Consider the following 17890-nt stretch of genomic DNA (forward strand, 5'->3'; position numbering starts at 1 on the left):
GGTCAAAGGTCAAAGGTCAAAGGTCAAAGGTAGCTTATGACACTTACTCCCACGACTCAATAGACTTCACCAGGCCTGATAACATTTTTGAGAGCTGCTTTGTCTCTTCGATCCAAAATTCTGATGTTTTTATGTCAATTTCGCCAATTTTTACGGCAATATAAATTTGAGACCGTAACTCACCACAACTACCTTTGGAATATGAAAGAAACCTCGCATAATCTTTGGGGGTCTTCCTCTCATAACGTTATTCGATAAGTCCATTTATCTCACCTCTTCGAGGCCGCGCAAGCGCGTTCAAAATTTGCTCCTGCAATATTTGAAGAAATAGATAAAGCTGAGCGAGTAATTTGATCTTTTAACCCAAACTCTTTGCTTGATTTAAAATGTATATAAATCTCACAAGCTAAATCAGCTGAACGCTGCCATACCGCTAAATCTTCAAATTGCATAAAATCCCTTATACCTAACTTAAGTCCTTTAACTTTAAAGCTTGTATTTTTGCCTATAGCTTTTCCATTGAGAATCTGAGCCCCGTGTCTACTTTATCGGGGTTAGATCACTTCTATCTTTAATCTTTTGCCTTTCACCTTGTACCTTTAAACTTTTACCTCGCATCTATTTGATGCGGTCCCCACTACCACTGCCGGTTACTGTCATTAATATATATTTAAAGTAGTTTCCGATGGTCATGGTATCTATCATCTCGCGGTCTGTTTTAGCTAATAGTTCAGGGGTAGACATGTCAATTTCGTTAACTTGGGCAAGGCCGGTAATGCCAGGGCGTACGTCAAATACATTTTTAGCTTCACGCTCTTGAGTGAGCTCTTCTTGGTTAAATAAACCTGGGCGTGGGCCTACAAGACTCATTTCACCTTTTAACACATTCCAAAGTTGTGGTAGCTCATCGAGCTTTGTTTTACGTAAAAAACCACCAAAAGGAGTTATTGATGCAGTGCTTGCTAGGTGGCTAGCGACAGATGCAGTATCAACTGTCATGGTTCTAAATTTTACTAGTGTAAATGGTTTTTTATTACGGCCAACACGCTCTTGGATAAATATAGGTGAGCCAGTATCAAACAAACCAATAAAGTATAAAATCACTAAAAATGGTAATGCAAATAACAAACCAAAGAGTGAAAACAAAAAGTCGAGTAAACGTATCATTTATAAATCCATTAATTATTTTTTTAAGGTTTTTTAGCAGCTAATTTGAAACCGTGTTCAACTGAATAAGGCGGAGCCCAATCAAGGGTATTTTTTGTATGAGTAATATCTAACTGCAATGAGCCAGTTAATCTATCGATAACATCGCTCTTGTTAAGCAACTTACCGACTAACCCAAAACACCAAACAGGCACAGGTAAAGCTAGGTTTTTTTTACCCTGCACTTTAGCCATTAATGCCACTATTTCTGCGGTTGATAAGTCATAATCATCACTCGTTAGAAATACCTGATTCGCCGCCTTTGGGTGCTCAATACAAGTTTTGATTAAATCAACTAAATTATAAACTGATACTAAACTACGTTTGTTACTTTTTATCGATCTAAACGGCAATGGTAAGCCTTTACCCACAAACCGCATCAGTGAAGCAAAGTTTGCTTTTACACCTTCACCATAAACTAGTGGTGGGCGTATAATCACAATTTCCATACCAGTTTGCTTGCCAAGTTCTAATAACTGCTGCTCAGCTTCAGCTTTAGATAGCCCATAAGGGTCTTCAGGAGCTGGGTTCTCATTTGCAGTAAAGGGAGGTCTATCAGTAGTACTTTCACCATTAACTTTTATAGAACTTACAAATATAAAGCGTTTAACACCTGCCTGCGCTGCTTGCTTAGCTAAATTTAAAGTGCTATCAGTATTTATAGCTCTAAATTCAGCTAAAGGATCTGTCGAGTCATCGTTCATAATATGAACACGAGCAGCTATATGCACCAAAACATCAACCTTGCTCAGTTTACTGACTAAATCTAAATCATTGGTTTGTGATAGATCAAACTCGTAAAAACGAGAATAATTAGCTAAGGTATTACGCCCTAATAACAAACAATCGGTGGTATTTAGCAGCTCTAATAAATGCTGCCCTACAAACCCAGTATAACCTGTTAGTGCAATCATTTTTCTACACGACTTAATAAATTGTTATAAATTTCCAAATGCTTATTGACTACACTGTTAACATCAAATTCTTTTTCAGCAAAAACTCTCGCTTTAGCGCCCATTGCAACTCTTAATTCAGGTTGCTCTATAAGTTTAAGTACAGCTGTAGCAAGTGCATTAGCATCACGAGTCGGCACTGTAAGCCCTGTTTCACCTTCAATTACTGCATCTCGACAACCAGGATTATCAGTTGTTACAATAGCCCTTCCACAAGCAGCTGCTTCAATTAAAACTTTTGGAACACCTTCGCCATAAAACGATGGTAAACAAACAATATTACTGTTTGAAAAAACATCCGGTATATCGTTTCTGTGACCTAAATAAGTTATTACCCCTTGCTCTGCCCAAATATCAATCTCTGATTGTTTTACAGTATTTGGATTCTCTAAATCGGGTGTGCCAACAAGTAAAAATTCTGTATTAGGATGCTGTGCTTTTACTATTTTTGCAGCATCAATATACTGATATACCCCTTTCTCTTTAAGCAGACGACAAGCCATAACTATTTTAACAGGCATATTCATACTTTCAGGTTGATAGGTATAAACAGACAGATCAGCGCCTGAGCCTTTTATCAATATTTTATCTGTTGCTTTTAACTTGGTAATCACAGTCAAAATTTCTTCATCTGACGTGTTCTGAAAAATTATCGTTTTATACTTTTGCGACAGGGCTATTTTATAAAAAACTGACGCAATAAACTTAGTTAACTTTGCCCTGGCAGTTTTAGCAGTAAATACATAACCCAGCCCAGAGATTGCGGCAACGAAAGGAATATTTTTCGTAACCGCTTTTAAAGCTAAGCCTGTGTATAGCACTGGTTTTATAGTAATAGCATGTATAAGGCAAGGTTTAACATCTTCAATAGCTGATTTAATGATTTTTATAGTATTTAGCTCAGAAAGTACCCCCCCACCACTACGGTTAAATGGGATATCTATAACATTAAAGCCCATAGATACTAACTTTTCTTTATGTTCAGTAAACCTACACGCAACGGTGACTTCATAGCCACTTTCAAGTGCTCTTTTAGCAATCTGTAAGCGATGAGAGATAAAAAACCAATCAACATTAACAATAATTAGCAAATTTTTCATTTGCTTGCCTCATCAAATACAGTTAAATATTCTTTAAAACAATCTGTTTTTTTTAACTCTTTAATACGATTTAAACTTGCTTCACTATATTTACTATATAAAACTGGATTCGTAACGAGGTTATTTAAACCATTTTTAATAGCTTCTATATCACCAACTTCAAAAGTTAGGCCAAACTCCCTATATGATAGCCCACCCTCAAATGATTCTACATGACCCAAAATTTCTTTTGGCCCTGTCATACAATTTGAATGTATACAAGGAAGGCCAACAGACATTGCTTCTATTAATGAATTAGGAAAACCCTCGGCCTCAGAACAACATAAGTAAGCATCCATATTCGCAAGCAACTTTAGTGGTTCACTCTGCCAACCAAGTAAGTGTACTTTATCCGTCAAATTAAAATTGATGAGTTTTTCATTTATCTCACTTAGCTCATCCCCAGTCCCGATACAATAAAACACAAAGTCATTTGAAACTATATTTGCTAACTTAAGGACATCAAAATATCTTTTGCTAAGATGGAATCTACCAACTAATCCTATAGAAAAAGGTTTAGAATTAACTTTAGGATGCTCATTGTGTACATGAGGCTTAACAGTCGCAACTTCAAGGTCTATTGGATTATATATTACCTTTGTTTTATTTTTATCAAGTTTAAATAACTCTATATATTCATCTCTCATTTCATAACTTTTAAAAACATTCAAAGATGCATACTTGAGTAAGAAGTTACAGACAAAAAAGTGAAAAGATCTTTTTTTACCTTTTTTAAATTTAGAATTAAAGGCTACACAGTGCACAAGCTGGCAATCATAATTTAATATCTTAGAGGTGATTACATTTATATAATTTGACCAAAAAAGATGACTTTGAACCAAAGTCACTTTATTTTTAACGCAAAAAATAAAAAAAACAACCAAACACTTTAAAAGTGTTATGAAAGATAAAGCCTGACAGGCTGTTAAATAGGTTGGTTTATTACCACTACAATCATAATAATCATTTACATTTAATAATGAAACAACATTAAAATCAACACCATTTTCATTAAAATAATTAGCAAGGTTTGAAAAAACCCTTTCAGCTCCCCCACGCCCCAAACTATTTATTAGCATTACTTTACTCATAAAAATCCATATAATAAAAATATAAAAACACCCTTTTTATTTGAAAGCACGGACAAATCCTAAACTTTTAGCTATCCAAACAACCCCTTTAATCTGAAAAAATAAAAAAAGAGGATAAATCTGAACTCTATGCCTAGGACCTTGTAACGTTTCAAACATACTATAAACCAATATGAGGGCAAAAAAGAAGCTTGTAAAAAAGAGCACTTCCTTACTCTTTGCATCTAATAGAAAAATGGTAAACCCAACTAATATTAAAGGGAAGCTTAACCAATGTAGTATGCTATCAAATAAGATGAAAGAATAATCAAATTCTATACTAAATGGGAGTGGTGTTAATAAAAACCTTGGAAGACCTAATAAAGGATTAGAAAAATTTTTTAAAAAAAGTGAAAAAGCATTCTCTGCTCTTGGTATAAATGAAAGACTTATGAAAATGGCAATTCCAGCAATTAATAGTAAGTAAAGTAAATTCCATCCCTTCAGCTTATATTTAGAAAACCCAAAATAAGTAGCGGCTAAAAATATAAAAACGAGATAAAACCTCAAATCGAGCATTAAATAAAGTATAAAAAATATAATGATAAGATAAAACAATCGTTCCCAAGTAGCTTTAGATCTAATTATTATAATAGTTAAATAAAAATATCCACCTGAGAGAAGCAAAACCAAAACTTCCTTTAATGCAATAACAGAAGACCAGGTTATTAAAGTAGGGTGTAAAGCTAATAGACAAAAGAAAAATTTAAAACCTTTATCTCCTGACACAAACAAGTGAGTAAACACCTTAGCATATAAATAAGTTGAAACACATGATAGGAATATATTCATTAGAACAATTGAATAATATCCTTCATTAATTATTGCAATCGAAGCAGCACTATATAAAAAGAAAAGAGTGTGGTTAGTTTTTAATAACTCACTAAGTTCAAAGTAAAATGAAAAAAAATCATTGTAGTTGTTATATGAATTAATTAATGATAGCGCTTCTTCATAATACTTCAAGTCATCTGTTAAGTGGTGCTGAAAGTAAAGTAAAAAAAACAAAGAGAAAAAAAAGGTTTTAAGCACACTAACAATAAATGAAATATAATAACTTTTAGTTAGTAATAAACAAAGTAGAAACGTAAATAGAAAGACAACAGAGGCTAAGTAAATCAAAGTTCTTTCACTTCTAAAGCAAATTTAGAGGAACAAAATTTTTGAGAGTGTTTTATGCAAGCCTCAGGTGTTATGGATGAAATTTTACTTTTGTCAAGTATTAAACCAGAAACACAATTAAGATTATCAACTAGATATCCATTTACTCCATTTTCAATAGCTTCTTTGACGCCATGTTTGTTAGGACCGATAACAGCACAACCTTGTGAGTTTGCTTCAATAAATACCAAACCAAAAGCTTCTTTTAACTTAGTTAACAGCACAAAAACGTAAGAGTTTCTGTATAATTTTATAATGTCTACTCTATTTACTTTGCCATGAAAAATTACAAACTCTTCAAGACCGGCAGTTTGAACAGCACTTTTTAACAAATCTAGATCCATACCATCTCCAACTACATGCCACCGAAATGAAGAGTCGTTAGAAAGTACTTTTTTAAACTCCTCTAAGAACTCAAAATGCCCTTTCCCTTTAATAACTCTAGCAACTGTTAAGATAATCTTATTTTTTGATTCTGGTGTGTTAATCTTTTCAGGCGGTGTGAATATAGCCAATTCAACCCCAGCATAAACCACCTTCAAATTTTTGTTTGTTATATCAAATGAGTTTTGCGACTGTTTCTTAACGCATTTACTTACAAATATAACTTCCATTGCTTTGTTTATTGAAATTTGAAAAAAGTATTTAAATAAAACAATCCTATTAACAAAGCTTATACACTCTGAGAATATTCGGTATTCAGAGCCATGCATAATACATTTATAATTAAATTTAAAACCTAACCGATTAAGAAGTCCTAATGTATAAATAGCTTTAGGGTCATTACAGACTATTAAATCATATCTAGTCCTAAAATACTGTATAACTAATAAGACAGGGTAATATATAATCCAAAAGAAACTAGGAACCCAAGAAGGTATACTTTTATATGTCAATAAATAGCACTCATCACCTTGGCGCTTAAAATCATTAAAGAGTTGATCTGCGACGACCCCTGCACCACCACCTTTGCCTAAATACTCATCAGAGAAAATCAATATTTTTTTCATATTTCTTTATTACTCTTGCTGGGACGCCCCCGGCTAATACATTACTAGGAATATCCTTTGTAACAACAGATCCCGCTGCAATTACTGAATTATTTCCAATTGATACACCGGGCAAGATAGTTACGCGAGCACCAATCCAAACTCCACCACCAATGGTTACATCTTTACTTGTTGCAACATGCTTATTTTTTTCTTGTAAATAAGGATGATTTACTGTTTCTATCAAACAGCTCGGCCCTATTTTAGTACAACCCCCTATTACTATCTTAGCCTCAGGACAGCCAAAGCTAAAGCCATGATTAATAAACACCCCATCACCAATTTGTAGGTTTTTTATTCCAGTGTAAGGTCTAACGATTAAGCCATTAGATATACTAAACCGACTATTTCTTTTAAAGAAAAACAAATTCAATATATGACGCCTAAGGAGATTAAAATAGCTGCCTCGAGGTAGAGAATTTAGTAATTTGATAACAAATGCTATGATTAAATTATTCAAGCCCACCCACCTTATAAAACCACAATGGTAATTTTTTATTATGTGAAACCCAAAATTTGCCATAATGAACACATAATACTGAAGGAACCAGACTAAATATAGCTTTTACAGAGTATGCTAGTACTTTTGATCGTAATTGGATTTTAGGTTTTGAAGCTCCTTTATAAGAAGAAGAGGGAGTCCATTTACTAGTAACATCTTCCGTTGACTCTAAACCTGCATAATCTAGCACTTTTTGAATACTATTTCCTTCTACTAATTCTTCGTATGTTATTAATAAGATTTTTTTTCTATTTGCTTCGATTATTTTTTCAAATATACAAGTCCAAATTGATACCTTAATCCACGCAAATAAACTATGAGGGTTACTGAAACCATAGACATTAGAAGTTACAGTATCAAGAAAATTACGTTTTATTGCAACAAACACTGCTTCTGGATAATTATCAATTAGGTCATTAAGAATTAATGTATGTGATGGTGACTTTTCAACCCAAGCCCCACACTCAGCATTAAATGCGGCGCAATCCATTACTTGCGAAAAATAATCATATTCAGTTTTTATTGTTTTATTCGTTTTAATTTGACCGGTTTCCAACAACAAATTATAAAAATCAGATTTAGCAAACACATTTATTAACTTACTTATATTAACCAAGTTACCCTCGGTACAATACGGGACAACATTACAAAAAAAGGCGCTTTCATGTTGCCCTTTATGTTCAGGATGTACTGGCGTGTAAACATCTTTATGGCTAGCTAATATATTTGCCAGCCAAGTAGTTCCTGAACGATGCCGACCGACAATAAAAATTTTTTTCATATAACCCTTAGTCCCTTGTGTATCCAAAAGCATCAAAATCCTCCTTAAAATGCTCATAAACTTTATTTTTAGTTACTTCATCATAATACTCTGCATATATACCTCTTTTAGATGAATTAACATGAGGAAGTTTGCTATTATTGAGACCTAACTCATTTAATAATAAAGGTACTTGGGCTTGTAATTCTTCAACTTTCAAAATCCTTTTAACAAGTAAGCTTCCATCTAAATTACTAACCCAATCTTTTTGTAAAACTTTTTTATTATTTTCAAATACTAAAGATTTACGAGATGCTAAATTAGACAATCCATTCTGGTCACAAACCCACGATACAAAATCTTTAAAAGTCATACCTTTTACAAGTGGGTATAGATGATGACTCCAACGCTTATTCGTATCAGGGCTTATTGTCGTTTCTGTAATGAAAAAGTAATATGAAACTAACCAATCATATGGGTTTCTCACTACAGCAAATGAAAAAAGGCTATTGAAATTGTCTTCGCCCAATTTATTAAGTAATTCCAGAGCACTTTCATGTTTCTTAAAATTCTGATTTCCTGTAATTTTATTGAGAGCTTTTCGAAATCGAGACTGTTCCGAAGTAACAATATCGCAGTTTTTAACAGTATTTGTAAGCAACTTATTTATACTTGTTCCACCTGTTTTTGGAATATGTATAAAAATAATTTTTTTAGATTTCAAATATATCATATTAACTTCAAAGTATCTTAAATGTATTAATTTTTAGCTCTTTCTTCACTGTATACCACGACAACAAATTAGCCGTACTCAATGATAGGAGAGTAACTATTGCAGCGCCATCTGCCCCATATACGGGAACGATGATTATGGATAAAAATAATGCAATAAAAAGAGATAAAAGCATATTATTTCGAGCAACCTTTTGCCTTCCTGTCATTAATAAAATAAATCCCACAGATCCTGTAGAAACATTAATAAACTGACCTACAGCAAGTATTCTAAGAATTTGGCTTGCAGCTTCAAACTCTTCACCAAAAAAGCCTAATACCCATTTAGGAAAAAACAACAGAATTAGTAAAAAAGGAAAAGAAAATAAAAGCATCAATCTACTACAGTTTTTAACAACAACCTTTAGTTCCTCATAATTTCCCGTTGAGTAAAGCTCACTGAATTTAGGCGCCGCTATCTTATTTACCGATGTTAAAATTAAGCTTATGAGAATCGCAATCTTATTTGCAATTGCGAAAAATGCTATATCAGTTGTAGTACCCCAAACACCTAAACTAAATTGCCCTATGAGTGAATTAAGTTGCATACATGCTTGAACCACTAGCATCGGAGATCCGATTAATAGCATTTTTTTTATAGCTCCGAAATCTAGGGAGTCAAACTCATAACCCCGAACCATAAAAGAAGAGTAAAGCAAAGATATAAATGTGCAAATAATAACAAATAGAATAAAATTATTAAATTGCAATTCTATTCCAATAAAACTCACAAGCATTAGCACAGCTAACACAATGGTATTAGGTATGGGACCCAGAATACTCATGGAAACTATTATTCTATTATTTGCTTGATAATAAGCAGAAAAAACATTTAACAGAGACAATAAAGGGATAAGGAATACAATACTCTCTAGAGCTTCTTTTAATTCTGGTTTATTAAAAATGTTAGATGATATAAACTCTGATGCAAAGTACATTAAACACGACAAAATCATAGAGAAGCACATTACAATAAAGATAGATGAATTTAACAAGGTAAACTTTTTTTCTTCTGATCCTGTGCTTGATACTTTTTGCAACATTGCATTCTGTTGACCAAAACTACCAACAACTACAAAATAAGTAACAATCGACATCAATAAAAAGTATTGACCCGCTATATCAGGGCCATAATATCTAGCAATTATAGCGGCTAAAGATATTGATATAGCCGAGCCGATAATTTTAACTAAAAGTGCTAAGGAACTATTTTTTAAAATAGTACCAAAGATACTATTCAACTGAGAAGAAAACACGTTTGCCCACACCTATAAAATTAAAAATGATTAAATTTTTTCAGACTACATTCTGCATAACCTAAAAAATAAAATATCATTTTCATTAATTTTCTAATATGTTCATTTAATACATAAATGACAAGCTTTTATTTATAGAGCCAAATTGGCTGCTTTAATCCTTATCACTTTTATACTCATAGTTATAGTAACCATAATAACCGTAAGCATTGCTCGCTTTTTTAACTACGCCATTAAAAACCACACCTTTTACGTCGGTACCGTTTTGCTCAAAGCGATTACGGGTTAGCTCTATTTCTTTAATATGATTTTGGCCAAAACGCGTCACTAATAACGTAGTACCAGTATGAGCACTCACAATCGCCGGGTCTGTTACTGCTAAAATAGGAGGTGTATCGATAATTACTAAATCATACTCAGCGCTTACTTCTTCTACTAATTTACTAAAGTTTGAGTGCATTAATAATTCAGACGGGTTCGGCGGTATTTGACCTCGGGTAATTACGCTTAGCCCATCAACGGGAGTTGGTTTAGTCACTTGGCTTAAGTTTAAACGCCCTGATAAGTAATCACTTAGTCCATCATCCCACTTTATGCCAAATTGAGTTTGCAGGTAGCCTTTACGCATATCAGCATCGATGATTAATACCTTTTTACCGCTTTGTGCCAGTACTGAGGCTAAGTTCACCGATATAAATGATTTACCTACGTCCGGGCTTGGGCCTGATATTGCTATAAGATTATTTTTAGCTTCCATCATCGCAAAATGTAAGCTAGTACGTAAGCTTCGCAATGCCTCGATTGATAAATCTGCTGGGTTATCAAGTGCTAATATAGATTTAGGTTTATTTTTAGCTTTACGGGCTTTACTAAAGCCTGTGAGTTTATCTTGGTAATCTGAGTAAGGCACGCTAGCGTATACAGGTAAGCCGATTCCTTCAATTTCATTAGGGTCTTCAACGCCTTTATGCATGGCTTTTTGTACTAGCACTATCGCAACAGCCAACATGCCACCTAGCATGGTTGCCATTACCATAATCAAGGCTTTTTTAGGCTTAACTGGCTTTGAGGTATTGACCTCAGCGTAGTCAATAATACGTACATTACCTACGGTACCTGCACGAACAATATCAAGCTCTTGAGTTTTAGCTAATAATAGAGTGTAGATTTCGTTACTTACTTCAACATCGCGTTTTAAACGTAGTAACTCTTGTTGAGTCTCAGGTAAGTTGCCAACTTCACTGACTAAAATTTGCTTTTGTTTTTCAACAGCCTCAATTTGCTCAAGTACACCTTGGTAAGTTGGGTGGCTTTCTTTAAACTTGCGGCTCATTTCAAGGCGTTTAAGTTCTAGCTCTTGTAGTTTTGTTTCAAGCTCAACAACTTGCTCAAGCACGCCTTGGGTCTCAAGGCTAATGTTTATTGATTGACGTTTGATTTGGTAATCGTTAAAGCGCTCTTCTGCGTATTCGAGTTGCTTTTTAATTTCAGGGAGTTGCACCTCTAAAAACTCGAGTGACTTTTGTGCTTCTGCGCTATTGCGCTCAACATTACGACGCACATAAATAGCCGCTACTTTATCAAGCACTTTTTCAGCATAATTGGGTTGCGCGCTTTGTAGGCTTAAATTAATAATGCCTGAATCTTTACCCTTTTCGCTGGCGCCAATAGCTGCTTGTAAATCTAAAATAGTGTTAAGGCGGTCTTTACGAGTAATTATAAACTCAGTACCGGCGCGGGCATTTAAGCTACGTATAGTTAGGTTAAACTTACCGTTTGTGAGTTCTTGCCCTACTTTACCTGCTAAAACTTGTTCACCTTCATCATTTAATAACACAAGGCTATTATTTTCTTTAGCAACTAGCACAAAATCCAAACCTACTGCTGACTCTGGTACATCAAACCTAAATACATCAATGCTCTCACCACCCCAAGCGTAGGTGCTTGCGCCAAAGCTTGGTTCAGCTAAATCACCCTTGCTCATTGGGGTAAATTTACGAAACGCGCGACCACCTATAAATGGGAACAGTTTAGGCTCAGCAATTATATCAAGCTTTAGGGTATCAACTGCCTCACCTATGATTGAGCGTGATTTTAGTAGCTCGATTTCGGTCACCGCGGCAGAGGTGCTTTCAAACATGCCAGCCATGTCGTCAAACCCAGGGACTGAGCCGCCGCTTTCTTCAACTTGGATCATCGCTGTAGCTTGATATATAGGGGTAGAGAATACGGCATACACTACACCTACAAACATAAATACAGCAGTTACTGCAATGATAAAATATTTACGGTCGAGCAATGCGCCTAGTAGCGCCATTAAGTCAATTTCTTGGCTTGGGTTTTGTTCTGGTGTGCGATTTTGCTTATTTGCTGCTATTGCAGTGGGCTGAGCATTCATGTACTAGCCTATCCTTATAAATACTTTTGCCAAGCGCTACAAGCGCTATCGATTAATTCGTAAACGTGTTCAAATGCTTCAAGGCTTTGCCTGTAAGGGTCGGGGATTTCTTTATCACCTAACCATTTACCCAGTAAAAATGTTTTACCACGGGCCTCTGGGTAGCGGTTGCATAGATCAGTTAAGTGGCGTTGTTCCATCACTAAAATCACACTATTTTGTACCACTAGGCTCGAGTTAAGCTGGCGACCTTGGTGCGCATCCATATTAATACCATGGGGGGCAGCAATTTGTTTTGCGGTAGCATCAGCAGGTTTACCTTCAAGTGCGGTTAAACCTGCTGATGAAACTACAATATTTTTACCTTCAAGCTTACTTTTAAGTACATATTCTGCAGTTGGGCTGCGGCAAATATTACCCGCACACACGACTAAGATAGAATCAAACATCGCATCCCCTTAGTTAGTTGCAGCTAAATCGTCGATAGAGTCAACTGTCGCGATAGACGGTAGTAATAAGCTTATTACACGGTTCCAACGGGCAAGTGGTGCTGAGGTTACATACACAATATCGTGTGGCTGTAATTCAAACTGCTCAGCTAACACTAATGCGGCTACATTTTTAGCATGTAACTGGTAAACATCAGCAATCACGCCATCGCGCTGTAAGTCGCGTTTACGTAATACAAAAACGCCATTAGCGTCAGCTGTGTTTTCGTTTAAGCCACCAGAGTTTGTTAGTGCTTCGGCTAGGTTTAAACCGTAACGGTTAATACCAACAGAACCTGCACGTTTTACATCACCTAATACAAATACGTTTTGTAGGTCATTACGACTAACGTGCACTATGTCGCCATGTTGTAATAAACGATTTTGTGAAATATCACCATGTGCATAAAAGTCATCAAGTTTAATGACTTCAGTTTTATCGCCACGAGTAAAAGTCACCGTGCGCCAATCTGCCTCTTTGGTTAAACCACCCGCTTTATTTAATGCATCAATTAAAGTTAGTGGTATTTCAGTAACAGGGTAAACACCAGGTTTTGTTACTTCGCCAGTCACATAAGCTTTTTGGCTTCTGAACCCTACCACTTTTATGTCGATTTGTGGGTCTTCAATCACTCGGCTAAGGCGCTTTACAAGTTCTGTGTGAACCTCTTGTACGGTTTTACCTGCTGCTTGAATATTAGGAGCATAAGCGTAAGTAATGGTGCCATCAGCTTGTACGCGGAAGCCGTCAAACTCAGCGGTACGCTGTACAGCAGCGGGTATTGTTAGCTCTGGGTGATCCCAAACACCAATGGTAAGTACGTCGCCCACACCTAATTTGTATTGATAATCACTGGTATCAATACCATCAAGGCTCGAAGTTGGCTTAGCTTTTTTAGCGGTTTGCTTTTGTTGATAAATTAACGAGGAGTCAATTATTTGGATATTAACCTTTTCGAGATCCTGTTCTAAGTTATCAACTTGTTCACCCGATTCGATTCCTTCGAAATGGCTACCGGGGATGATTGTACAACCTGTCATTGTGAGCAAGGTAAGTGATGCCACAAGTGTTTTACAGCTTAGCGCCATTGTATATTCCCAAATATTATAAAATTCTAAAACTTTCAGCTTAGTTATAATGATATGTGCTGTTATATTTTCGCTGGCTAATTAAAGCATGGCTCTGTTAACTCTGCAAGGTTGGTTGCTCAGTAAACAGGCAAGCGAGTAATTTTTTTGTAAATTTAGTTAAAAGGTTCTAGGTTCTAGGTTCTAGGTTCTAGGTTCTAGGTTCTAGGTTCTAGGTTCTAGGTTCTAGGTTCTAGGTTCTAGGTTCTTCAATATTGTAATTAGCTTCAACATCTTTAATGTAACCTTTTCTGATTTTGATTAATGACGCGAGCATCGCAGCAACCTCTCTAGCTTCACTTATTAGCTCTAAGCCTAGAGACTTTTCAATAATGCCTACTTCTATTCCTATATATATTTGCGTTACAAGCTCGCCTGCTGAACCTTTAGCATAATATAGAAACCTAGCTTGATCCGCTTGAGAATCACGTTCAACCCCCTCTGCAATGTTAGAGGGTATAGATATAGCAGCACGTGTAACTTGCTCTTTGAACCCAAAGTCTTTGCATTTAGTTATCGCTTTGTAAGTATTACATGCTAACCGGGAAGCTCTTTTCCATACATCTAACTGTTCAAACTTCATAACCACACCTAAACACGCCAAAATTCGTAAATTAACTATAGCTGAGACTATGGTTTTTCCTAGAGCCTAAAACCTTTGTCTTCCTTAAGCATATCGCTTCGGGCACGCTTCACGTTCCAGTTCGTCGCAGAGCTCCTCTCGCTCCAGCTTGAAAGCAAAACTATTTGCTTGTCTAGCCCTTCGGACACGCTTCACGTTCCAGTTCGTCGCAGAGCTCCTCTCGCTCCAGCTTGAAAGCAAAACTATTTGCTTGTCTAGCCCTTCGGGCACGCTTCCGCCCCTAGGTTGCAGTTCCTACGTACTGATAAAAAATTAGGTTCTAGGTTCTAGGTTCTAGGTTCTAGGTTCTAGGTTCTAGGTTCTAGGTTCTAGGTTAATCAGTTTTAAGGTGCAAGATTAAAGGCCAAAATCCATACCTTACAAAACACCTATTTTGCACAAAGAGAAGTGAATAAGAGAAAATGAGAAGACAAATAAATATGTTACTTCCCTAACGCCTTCCTGTGCATCTCTGAAGCGCAGCGCCTCTTAAACTCTTTGTGAATATATCACTTAATTCTTTCGCGGCTAAAGCCTGCTCCTACGAAAACCACTTTTTGCACAAAGAGAAGTGAATGAGGGTAAATGAGAAAGACAAAATAAATTTTCACTCTCCAGGCCCTTCGTTTCTTTCTTTGAGCTTTTCCCTCTTAAGCGCAGCGTCTCTTAACCTCTTTGTGAATATATCAGTTTCGCCTTTAACCTACTTTTCTTATATCTTTATTATCTACTGCTACTTCTATTTTTTGATTTAGTAGATTAATTAATAATATGCTGCGCATGTCGCCGTCTGGCTCTTTAAATATTGCTTGTACGTCTTTGAATGAACCGTTATTCAGGTACACTAAATCACCCGCATTTGGCAGGTCGTTGGTATTTAAATTTGGTTTAAAGTTTTGTAATTCGCTGATCAACTGCTCAGGTACTATTTGATATGACGCACCATACGACACAAAACCATTGATGCCACGGGTATTTTTTACCGCAGAAAAGTTACAGTTTTGTGAATTTAAACAAACGAATAAATAGTTTGGGAATAACGCTGACTCTTTAACGGTACGACGACCTTTAACGAGCTTTTCTGTTTTTAGAAGAGGAAAAAAAGCCTCAATCCCTTGGTTTTGTAAATTAATTTTCGCTCGTGCTTCCTGACGAGGTTTACAAAATAATAAGTACCAACTATCCATATCAATCCCTAAAATACTAACTTCTCTAACTTCGATTGCTTACACTTGCAATTTGAGAGTGGAGATTATACGCATTTAATTAGGGTACTGTCTATATAAAACCCCATTAAAACTTTTCATGGTTAATGGGGGCATTTTCTATAGCTTAGAGCTCTTATTTACGTTATTGGTGTTTCATATAGAAAGCAAGTGTACCTTTTCCATTTGAAACGGCATCAATAATAGGGGCTGTATATTGGGCAAGGGAGCTTCACCTTGAGGTTGTTAGTAGCAACTTGCTCTTAATTTGGTTTCTATTACAACCGAGCGAAATCAGCTTTGCTGATTAATTTTAACACTGCGAAATGGATATGCGGTGCGATTGACAGTACTATTTTCTATGTTTTATGTAACCTTTCACAGCATAAACAGAAAATACCGCTAGTGACTTAATAGGACTTAAGCCAACTACCTCTCTATAAAATTGCCATTGATATGACAATATTTTCACTTTATTCGCACTCATTCCATTACCTACCCTATATTTTGCCAAAACTTTAGGTAAACAATATGCCTTAGGTATATCCTTAAGAATATCTAACCACAACCCCATATCTTGGCGCTTTCTTATCAACGGCATATATCGCTTACCTAAGAGCTGTGTATCGTATATAGCAGTTAAGCATCCTATTACATTGCTGTACAATAACTTTTTATAATCAATGTGCTTTGGCGCTGTTACTACTCCAAGCTCAGAACTTGAGTCAAAACGACTATAATAAGTATAAGTAAAACCATAATTATTGGTTAACATAAACTCTATTTGCTCAGATAGCTTGTTAGCTGTCCACAGATCATCTGAGTCTAAAAAAGATATAAAGCGCCCTTTAGCTTTGCTTATGGCAAGGTTGCGACTGGCACCCGCACCTTGATTTGTTTCATTTTGAAAACACGTTATATTTTCGTACTTGGCTGCAAAATCCTTAAGCATTTGCCAAGTCGTATCACTTGAGCAATCATCAACAATAATTAACTCCCAATTTTTATAGCTTTGCTCAATAACACTATGAACACTACTTTCAATAGTTTGACTTGAGTTGTAGCTCGGCATCACAATAGATACGAGGGGTTCTTTTTTTTTCATAACTAATTTCAATTAAATGCTTTACAAGCTATTTAAGACCTCTACTTTTTATAAACAATAACAACCTAGTAAGCCCTAACTTATCGAAAAGAATAAAAATAGCGAGCTCGTATGGAATTAAGCTAATATTACTCAAAAGATATTTTGTAGAAGCTGGAAATTCAGAACTTATTATACTTTTTAATCTTTTATACCGCTTTCCTTGATTACCATAAATGCAAGATACAAAGTTCAACTTACTAAAAGAAAGGTTATTGAACAATCGATAACTTGGGAGTGCATCTATATCAACACATTGCGAAGTGATATCACGATTAAAATTATGAATAGACTCGCCAGACAGTTTAGTTTGTAATTTCTTTGATGAATTACAAGCAGAAGACATACTGTTATCCCTTATGCGGTAGTAGTATGTTGCATCAGCCGCTAAGCCAGATTTAACACCTTCTAGGAAATGAAAATTTGTTAAGTAAAGCTCCCCCTTATCATACCTATACTCTCGTTTTATAAGCAGCTCACGTTTATACATCCTGCACCAAGTTGCATAAGGTATTGAAAGAAGAGAAAGCAAGTTCTCAGTCGAAAATACGAAATTTTCTTCATGCTTTTTAGATTTACTGTTTTTTAATAGTCTGTCATTTTCATCGACCAACTCAACGTTACTAACAACAATATCGAGCTTTTCATTCACTGCAAATGTATAAAGTTCTTTGACAAAATCTGGAGAAATAAAGTCATCCGAATCTAAATTAATAACGAACTCACCTTCGGCTTTATCAAAAGCATCTTGCCGTGCTTTATATAGCCCTTCATTTATATCTTTTTTAATGTATACAAAACGACTATCTTTTTTTAAATATTTTTGAATAATATCGTCTGATCCATCTGGGGAAGCATCATTTACGATTATAAACTCAATGTCTTCCAAGGTCTGCAAACATAAATTATTTAAGAATACCTCAAGATATTTCTCAACACCGTAGACAGGTATTAATAGACTCACTTTCTTTTTCATAT

Annotated in this window: 18 protein-coding genes and 1 pseudogene; all 19 read right to left on the reverse strand. The window is 35.5% G+C overall.

Annotated elements, in window-relative coordinates; all coding sequences use genetic code 11:
- Positions 1 to 43: 43 nt before the first annotated feature.
- Positions 44 to 181: pseudogene (locus B5G52_RS22385) on the reverse strand (four helix bundle protein); the annotation flags it as partial.
- Positions 182 to 269: 88 nt separating this feature from the next.
- Positions 270 to 452 carry a four helix bundle protein gene (locus tag B5G52_RS22390; RefSeq protein ID WP_254911215.1) on the reverse strand — a complete coding sequence of 61 codons (183 nt, stop codon included), beginning with the start codon at positions 450 to 452 and terminating at the stop codon, positions 270 to 272.
- A gap of 166 nt (positions 453 to 618) precedes the next feature.
- Complete coding sequence (locus B5G52_RS14040) at positions 619 to 1167, reverse strand: sugar transferase (protein WP_087533273.1); 549 nt, start codon at positions 1165 to 1167, stop codon at positions 619 to 621.
- Between the two features lie 23 nt (positions 1168 to 1190).
- Positions 1191 to 2120, reverse strand: coding sequence for an SDR family oxidoreductase (locus tag B5G52_RS14045; RefSeq protein ID WP_087533274.1), 930 nt, complete (start codon positions 2118 to 2120; stop codon positions 1191 to 1193).
- Positions 2117 to 3259: a glycosyltransferase family 4 protein gene (locus tag B5G52_RS14050; protein WP_087533275.1), complete on the reverse strand. Its 1143-nt coding sequence runs from the start codon at positions 3257 to 3259 to the stop codon at positions 2117 to 2119. The genes B5G52_RS14045 and B5G52_RS14050 overlap by 4 nt, the downstream gene beginning before the upstream one ends.
- Positions 3256 to 4389: a glycosyltransferase gene (locus B5G52_RS14055; RefSeq protein WP_087533276.1), complete on the reverse strand. Its 1134-nt coding sequence runs from the start codon at positions 4387 to 4389 to the stop codon at positions 3256 to 3258. The genes B5G52_RS14050 and B5G52_RS14055 overlap by 4 nt, the downstream gene beginning before the upstream one ends.
- Positions 4390 to 4425: 36 nt before the next feature.
- A complete protein-coding gene (locus tag B5G52_RS14060) occupies positions 4426 to 5394 on the reverse strand; it encodes a hypothetical protein (RefSeq protein ID WP_140394329.1) in 969 nt (322 codons plus the stop codon).
- A gap of 152 nt (positions 5395 to 5546) precedes the next feature.
- Positions 5547 to 6599, reverse strand: coding sequence for a glycosyltransferase family 4 protein (locus B5G52_RS14065; RefSeq protein ID WP_087533278.1), 1053 nt, complete (start codon positions 6597 to 6599; stop codon positions 5547 to 5549).
- Positions 6574 to 7098 carry a DapH/DapD/GlmU-related protein gene (locus tag B5G52_RS22485; protein ID WP_303394027.1) on the reverse strand — a complete coding sequence of 175 codons (525 nt, stop codon included), beginning with the start codon at positions 7096 to 7098 and terminating at the stop codon, positions 6574 to 6576. The genes B5G52_RS14065 and B5G52_RS22485 overlap by 26 nt, the downstream gene beginning before the upstream one ends.
- Positions 7091 to 7921, reverse strand: coding sequence for a sulfotransferase (locus tag B5G52_RS14075; RefSeq protein ID WP_176372553.1), 831 nt, complete (start codon positions 7919 to 7921; stop codon positions 7091 to 7093). The genes B5G52_RS22485 and B5G52_RS14075 overlap by 8 nt, the downstream gene beginning before the upstream one ends.
- A gap of 7 nt (positions 7922 to 7928) precedes the next feature.
- The gene (locus tag B5G52_RS14080) at positions 7929 to 8624 is read right to left on the reverse strand and encodes a sulfotransferase family 2 domain-containing protein (RefSeq protein ID WP_176372554.1); all 696 of its coding nucleotides are present in this window, start codon (positions 8622 to 8624) and stop codon (positions 7929 to 7931) included.
- A gap of 16 nt (positions 8625 to 8640) precedes the next feature.
- A complete protein-coding gene (locus tag B5G52_RS14085; protein WP_176372555.1) occupies positions 8641 to 9927 on the reverse strand; it encodes an oligosaccharide flippase family protein in 1287 nt (428 codons plus the stop codon).
- Between the two features lie 154 nt (positions 9928 to 10081).
- Entirely contained in the window at positions 10082 to 12325 is a 2244-nt protein-coding gene (locus B5G52_RS14090) for a polysaccharide biosynthesis tyrosine autokinase (protein ID WP_087533283.1), read from the reverse strand.
- 14 nt (positions 12326 to 12339) lie between these two features.
- The gene (locus tag B5G52_RS14095) at positions 12340 to 12774 is read right to left on the reverse strand and encodes a low molecular weight protein-tyrosine-phosphatase (RefSeq protein ID WP_087533284.1); all 435 of its coding nucleotides are present in this window, start codon (positions 12772 to 12774) and stop codon (positions 12340 to 12342) included.
- Between the two features lie 9 nt (positions 12775 to 12783).
- The gene (locus tag B5G52_RS14100) at positions 12784 to 13902 is read right to left on the reverse strand and encodes a polysaccharide export protein (protein WP_087533285.1); all 1119 of its coding nucleotides are present in this window, start codon (positions 13900 to 13902) and stop codon (positions 12784 to 12786) included.
- Positions 13903 to 14134: 232 nt separating this feature from the next.
- Positions 14135 to 14524: a four helix bundle protein gene (locus tag B5G52_RS14105; protein WP_087533286.1), complete on the reverse strand. Its 390-nt coding sequence runs from the start codon at positions 14522 to 14524 to the stop codon at positions 14135 to 14137.
- A 737-nt stretch (positions 14525 to 15261) separates the two neighbouring features.
- On the reverse strand, positions 15262 to 15750 hold the full coding sequence (gene rfaH / locus B5G52_RS14115; RefSeq protein ID WP_087533288.1) for a transcription/translation regulatory transformer protein RfaH: 489 nt from the start codon (positions 15748 to 15750) through the stop codon (positions 15262 to 15264).
- Between the two features lie 370 nt (positions 15751 to 16120).
- Positions 16121 to 16873, reverse strand: coding sequence for a glycosyltransferase family 2 protein (locus B5G52_RS14120; protein WP_087533289.1), 753 nt, complete (start codon positions 16871 to 16873; stop codon positions 16121 to 16123).
- Between the two features lie 28 nt (positions 16874 to 16901).
- The gene (locus tag B5G52_RS14125; RefSeq protein ID WP_087533290.1) at positions 16902 to 17888 is read right to left on the reverse strand and encodes a glycosyltransferase family 2 protein; all 987 of its coding nucleotides are present in this window, start codon (positions 17886 to 17888) and stop codon (positions 16902 to 16904) included.
- Positions 17889 to 17890 lie beyond the last annotated feature (2 nt).

Source organism: Pseudoalteromonas sp. A601 (assembly GCF_002165575.1).
In the GTDB taxonomy this organism is placed as follows: domain Bacteria; phylum Pseudomonadota; class Gammaproteobacteria; order Enterobacterales; family Alteromonadaceae; genus Pseudoalteromonas.

Coding starts and splice junctions, on each gene's coding strand:
- B5G52_RS14095 (WP_087533284.1), bottom strand. CDS start 12,774: ATGTTTGATTCTATCTTAGTCGTGTGTGCGGGTAATATTTGCCGCAGC.
- B5G52_RS14050 (WP_087533275.1), bottom strand. CDS start 3,259: ATGAAAAATTTGCTAATTATTGTTAATGTTGATTGGTTTTTTATCTCT.
- B5G52_RS14100 (WP_087533285.1), bottom strand. CDS start 13,902: ATGGCGCTAAGCTGTAAAACACTTGTGGCATCACTTACCTTGCTCACA.
- B5G52_RS14075 (WP_176372553.1), bottom strand. CDS start 7,921: ATGAAAAAAATTTTTATTGTCGGTCGGCATCGTTCAGGAACTACTTGG.
- B5G52_RS14040 (WP_087533273.1), bottom strand. CDS start 1,167: ATGATACGTTTACTCGACTTTTTGTTTTCACTCTTTGGTTTGTTATTT.
- rfaH (WP_087533288.1), bottom strand. CDS start 15,750: ATGGATAGTTGGTACTTATTATTTTGTAAACCTCGTCAGGAAGCACGA.
- B5G52_RS14065 (WP_087533278.1), bottom strand. CDS start 6,599: ATGAAAAAAATATTGATTTTCTCTGATGAGTATTTAGGCAAAGGTGGT.
- B5G52_RS14120 (WP_087533289.1), bottom strand. CDS start 16,873: ATGAAAAAAAAAGAACCCCTCGTATCTATTGTGATGCCGAGCTACAAC.
- B5G52_RS14125 (WP_087533290.1), bottom strand. CDS start 17,888: ATGAAAAAGAAAGTGAGTCTATTAATACCTGTCTACGGTGTTGAGAAA.
- B5G52_RS14045 (WP_087533274.1), bottom strand. CDS start 2,120: ATGATTGCACTAACAGGTTATACTGGGTTTGTAGGGCAGCATTTATTA.
- B5G52_RS14090 (WP_087533283.1), bottom strand. CDS start 12,325: ATGAATGCTCAGCCCACTGCAATAGCAGCAAATAAGCAAAATCGCACA.
- B5G52_RS14105 (WP_087533286.1), bottom strand. CDS start 14,524: ATGAAGTTTGAACAGTTAGATGTATGGAAAAGAGCTTCCCGGTTAGCA.
- B5G52_RS22390 (WP_254911215.1), bottom strand. CDS start 452: ATGCAATTTGAAGATTTAGCGGTATGGCAGCGTTCAGCTGATTTAGCT.
- B5G52_RS14055 (WP_087533276.1), bottom strand. CDS start 4,389: ATGAGTAAAGTAATGCTAATAAATAGTTTGGGGCGTGGGGGAGCTGAA.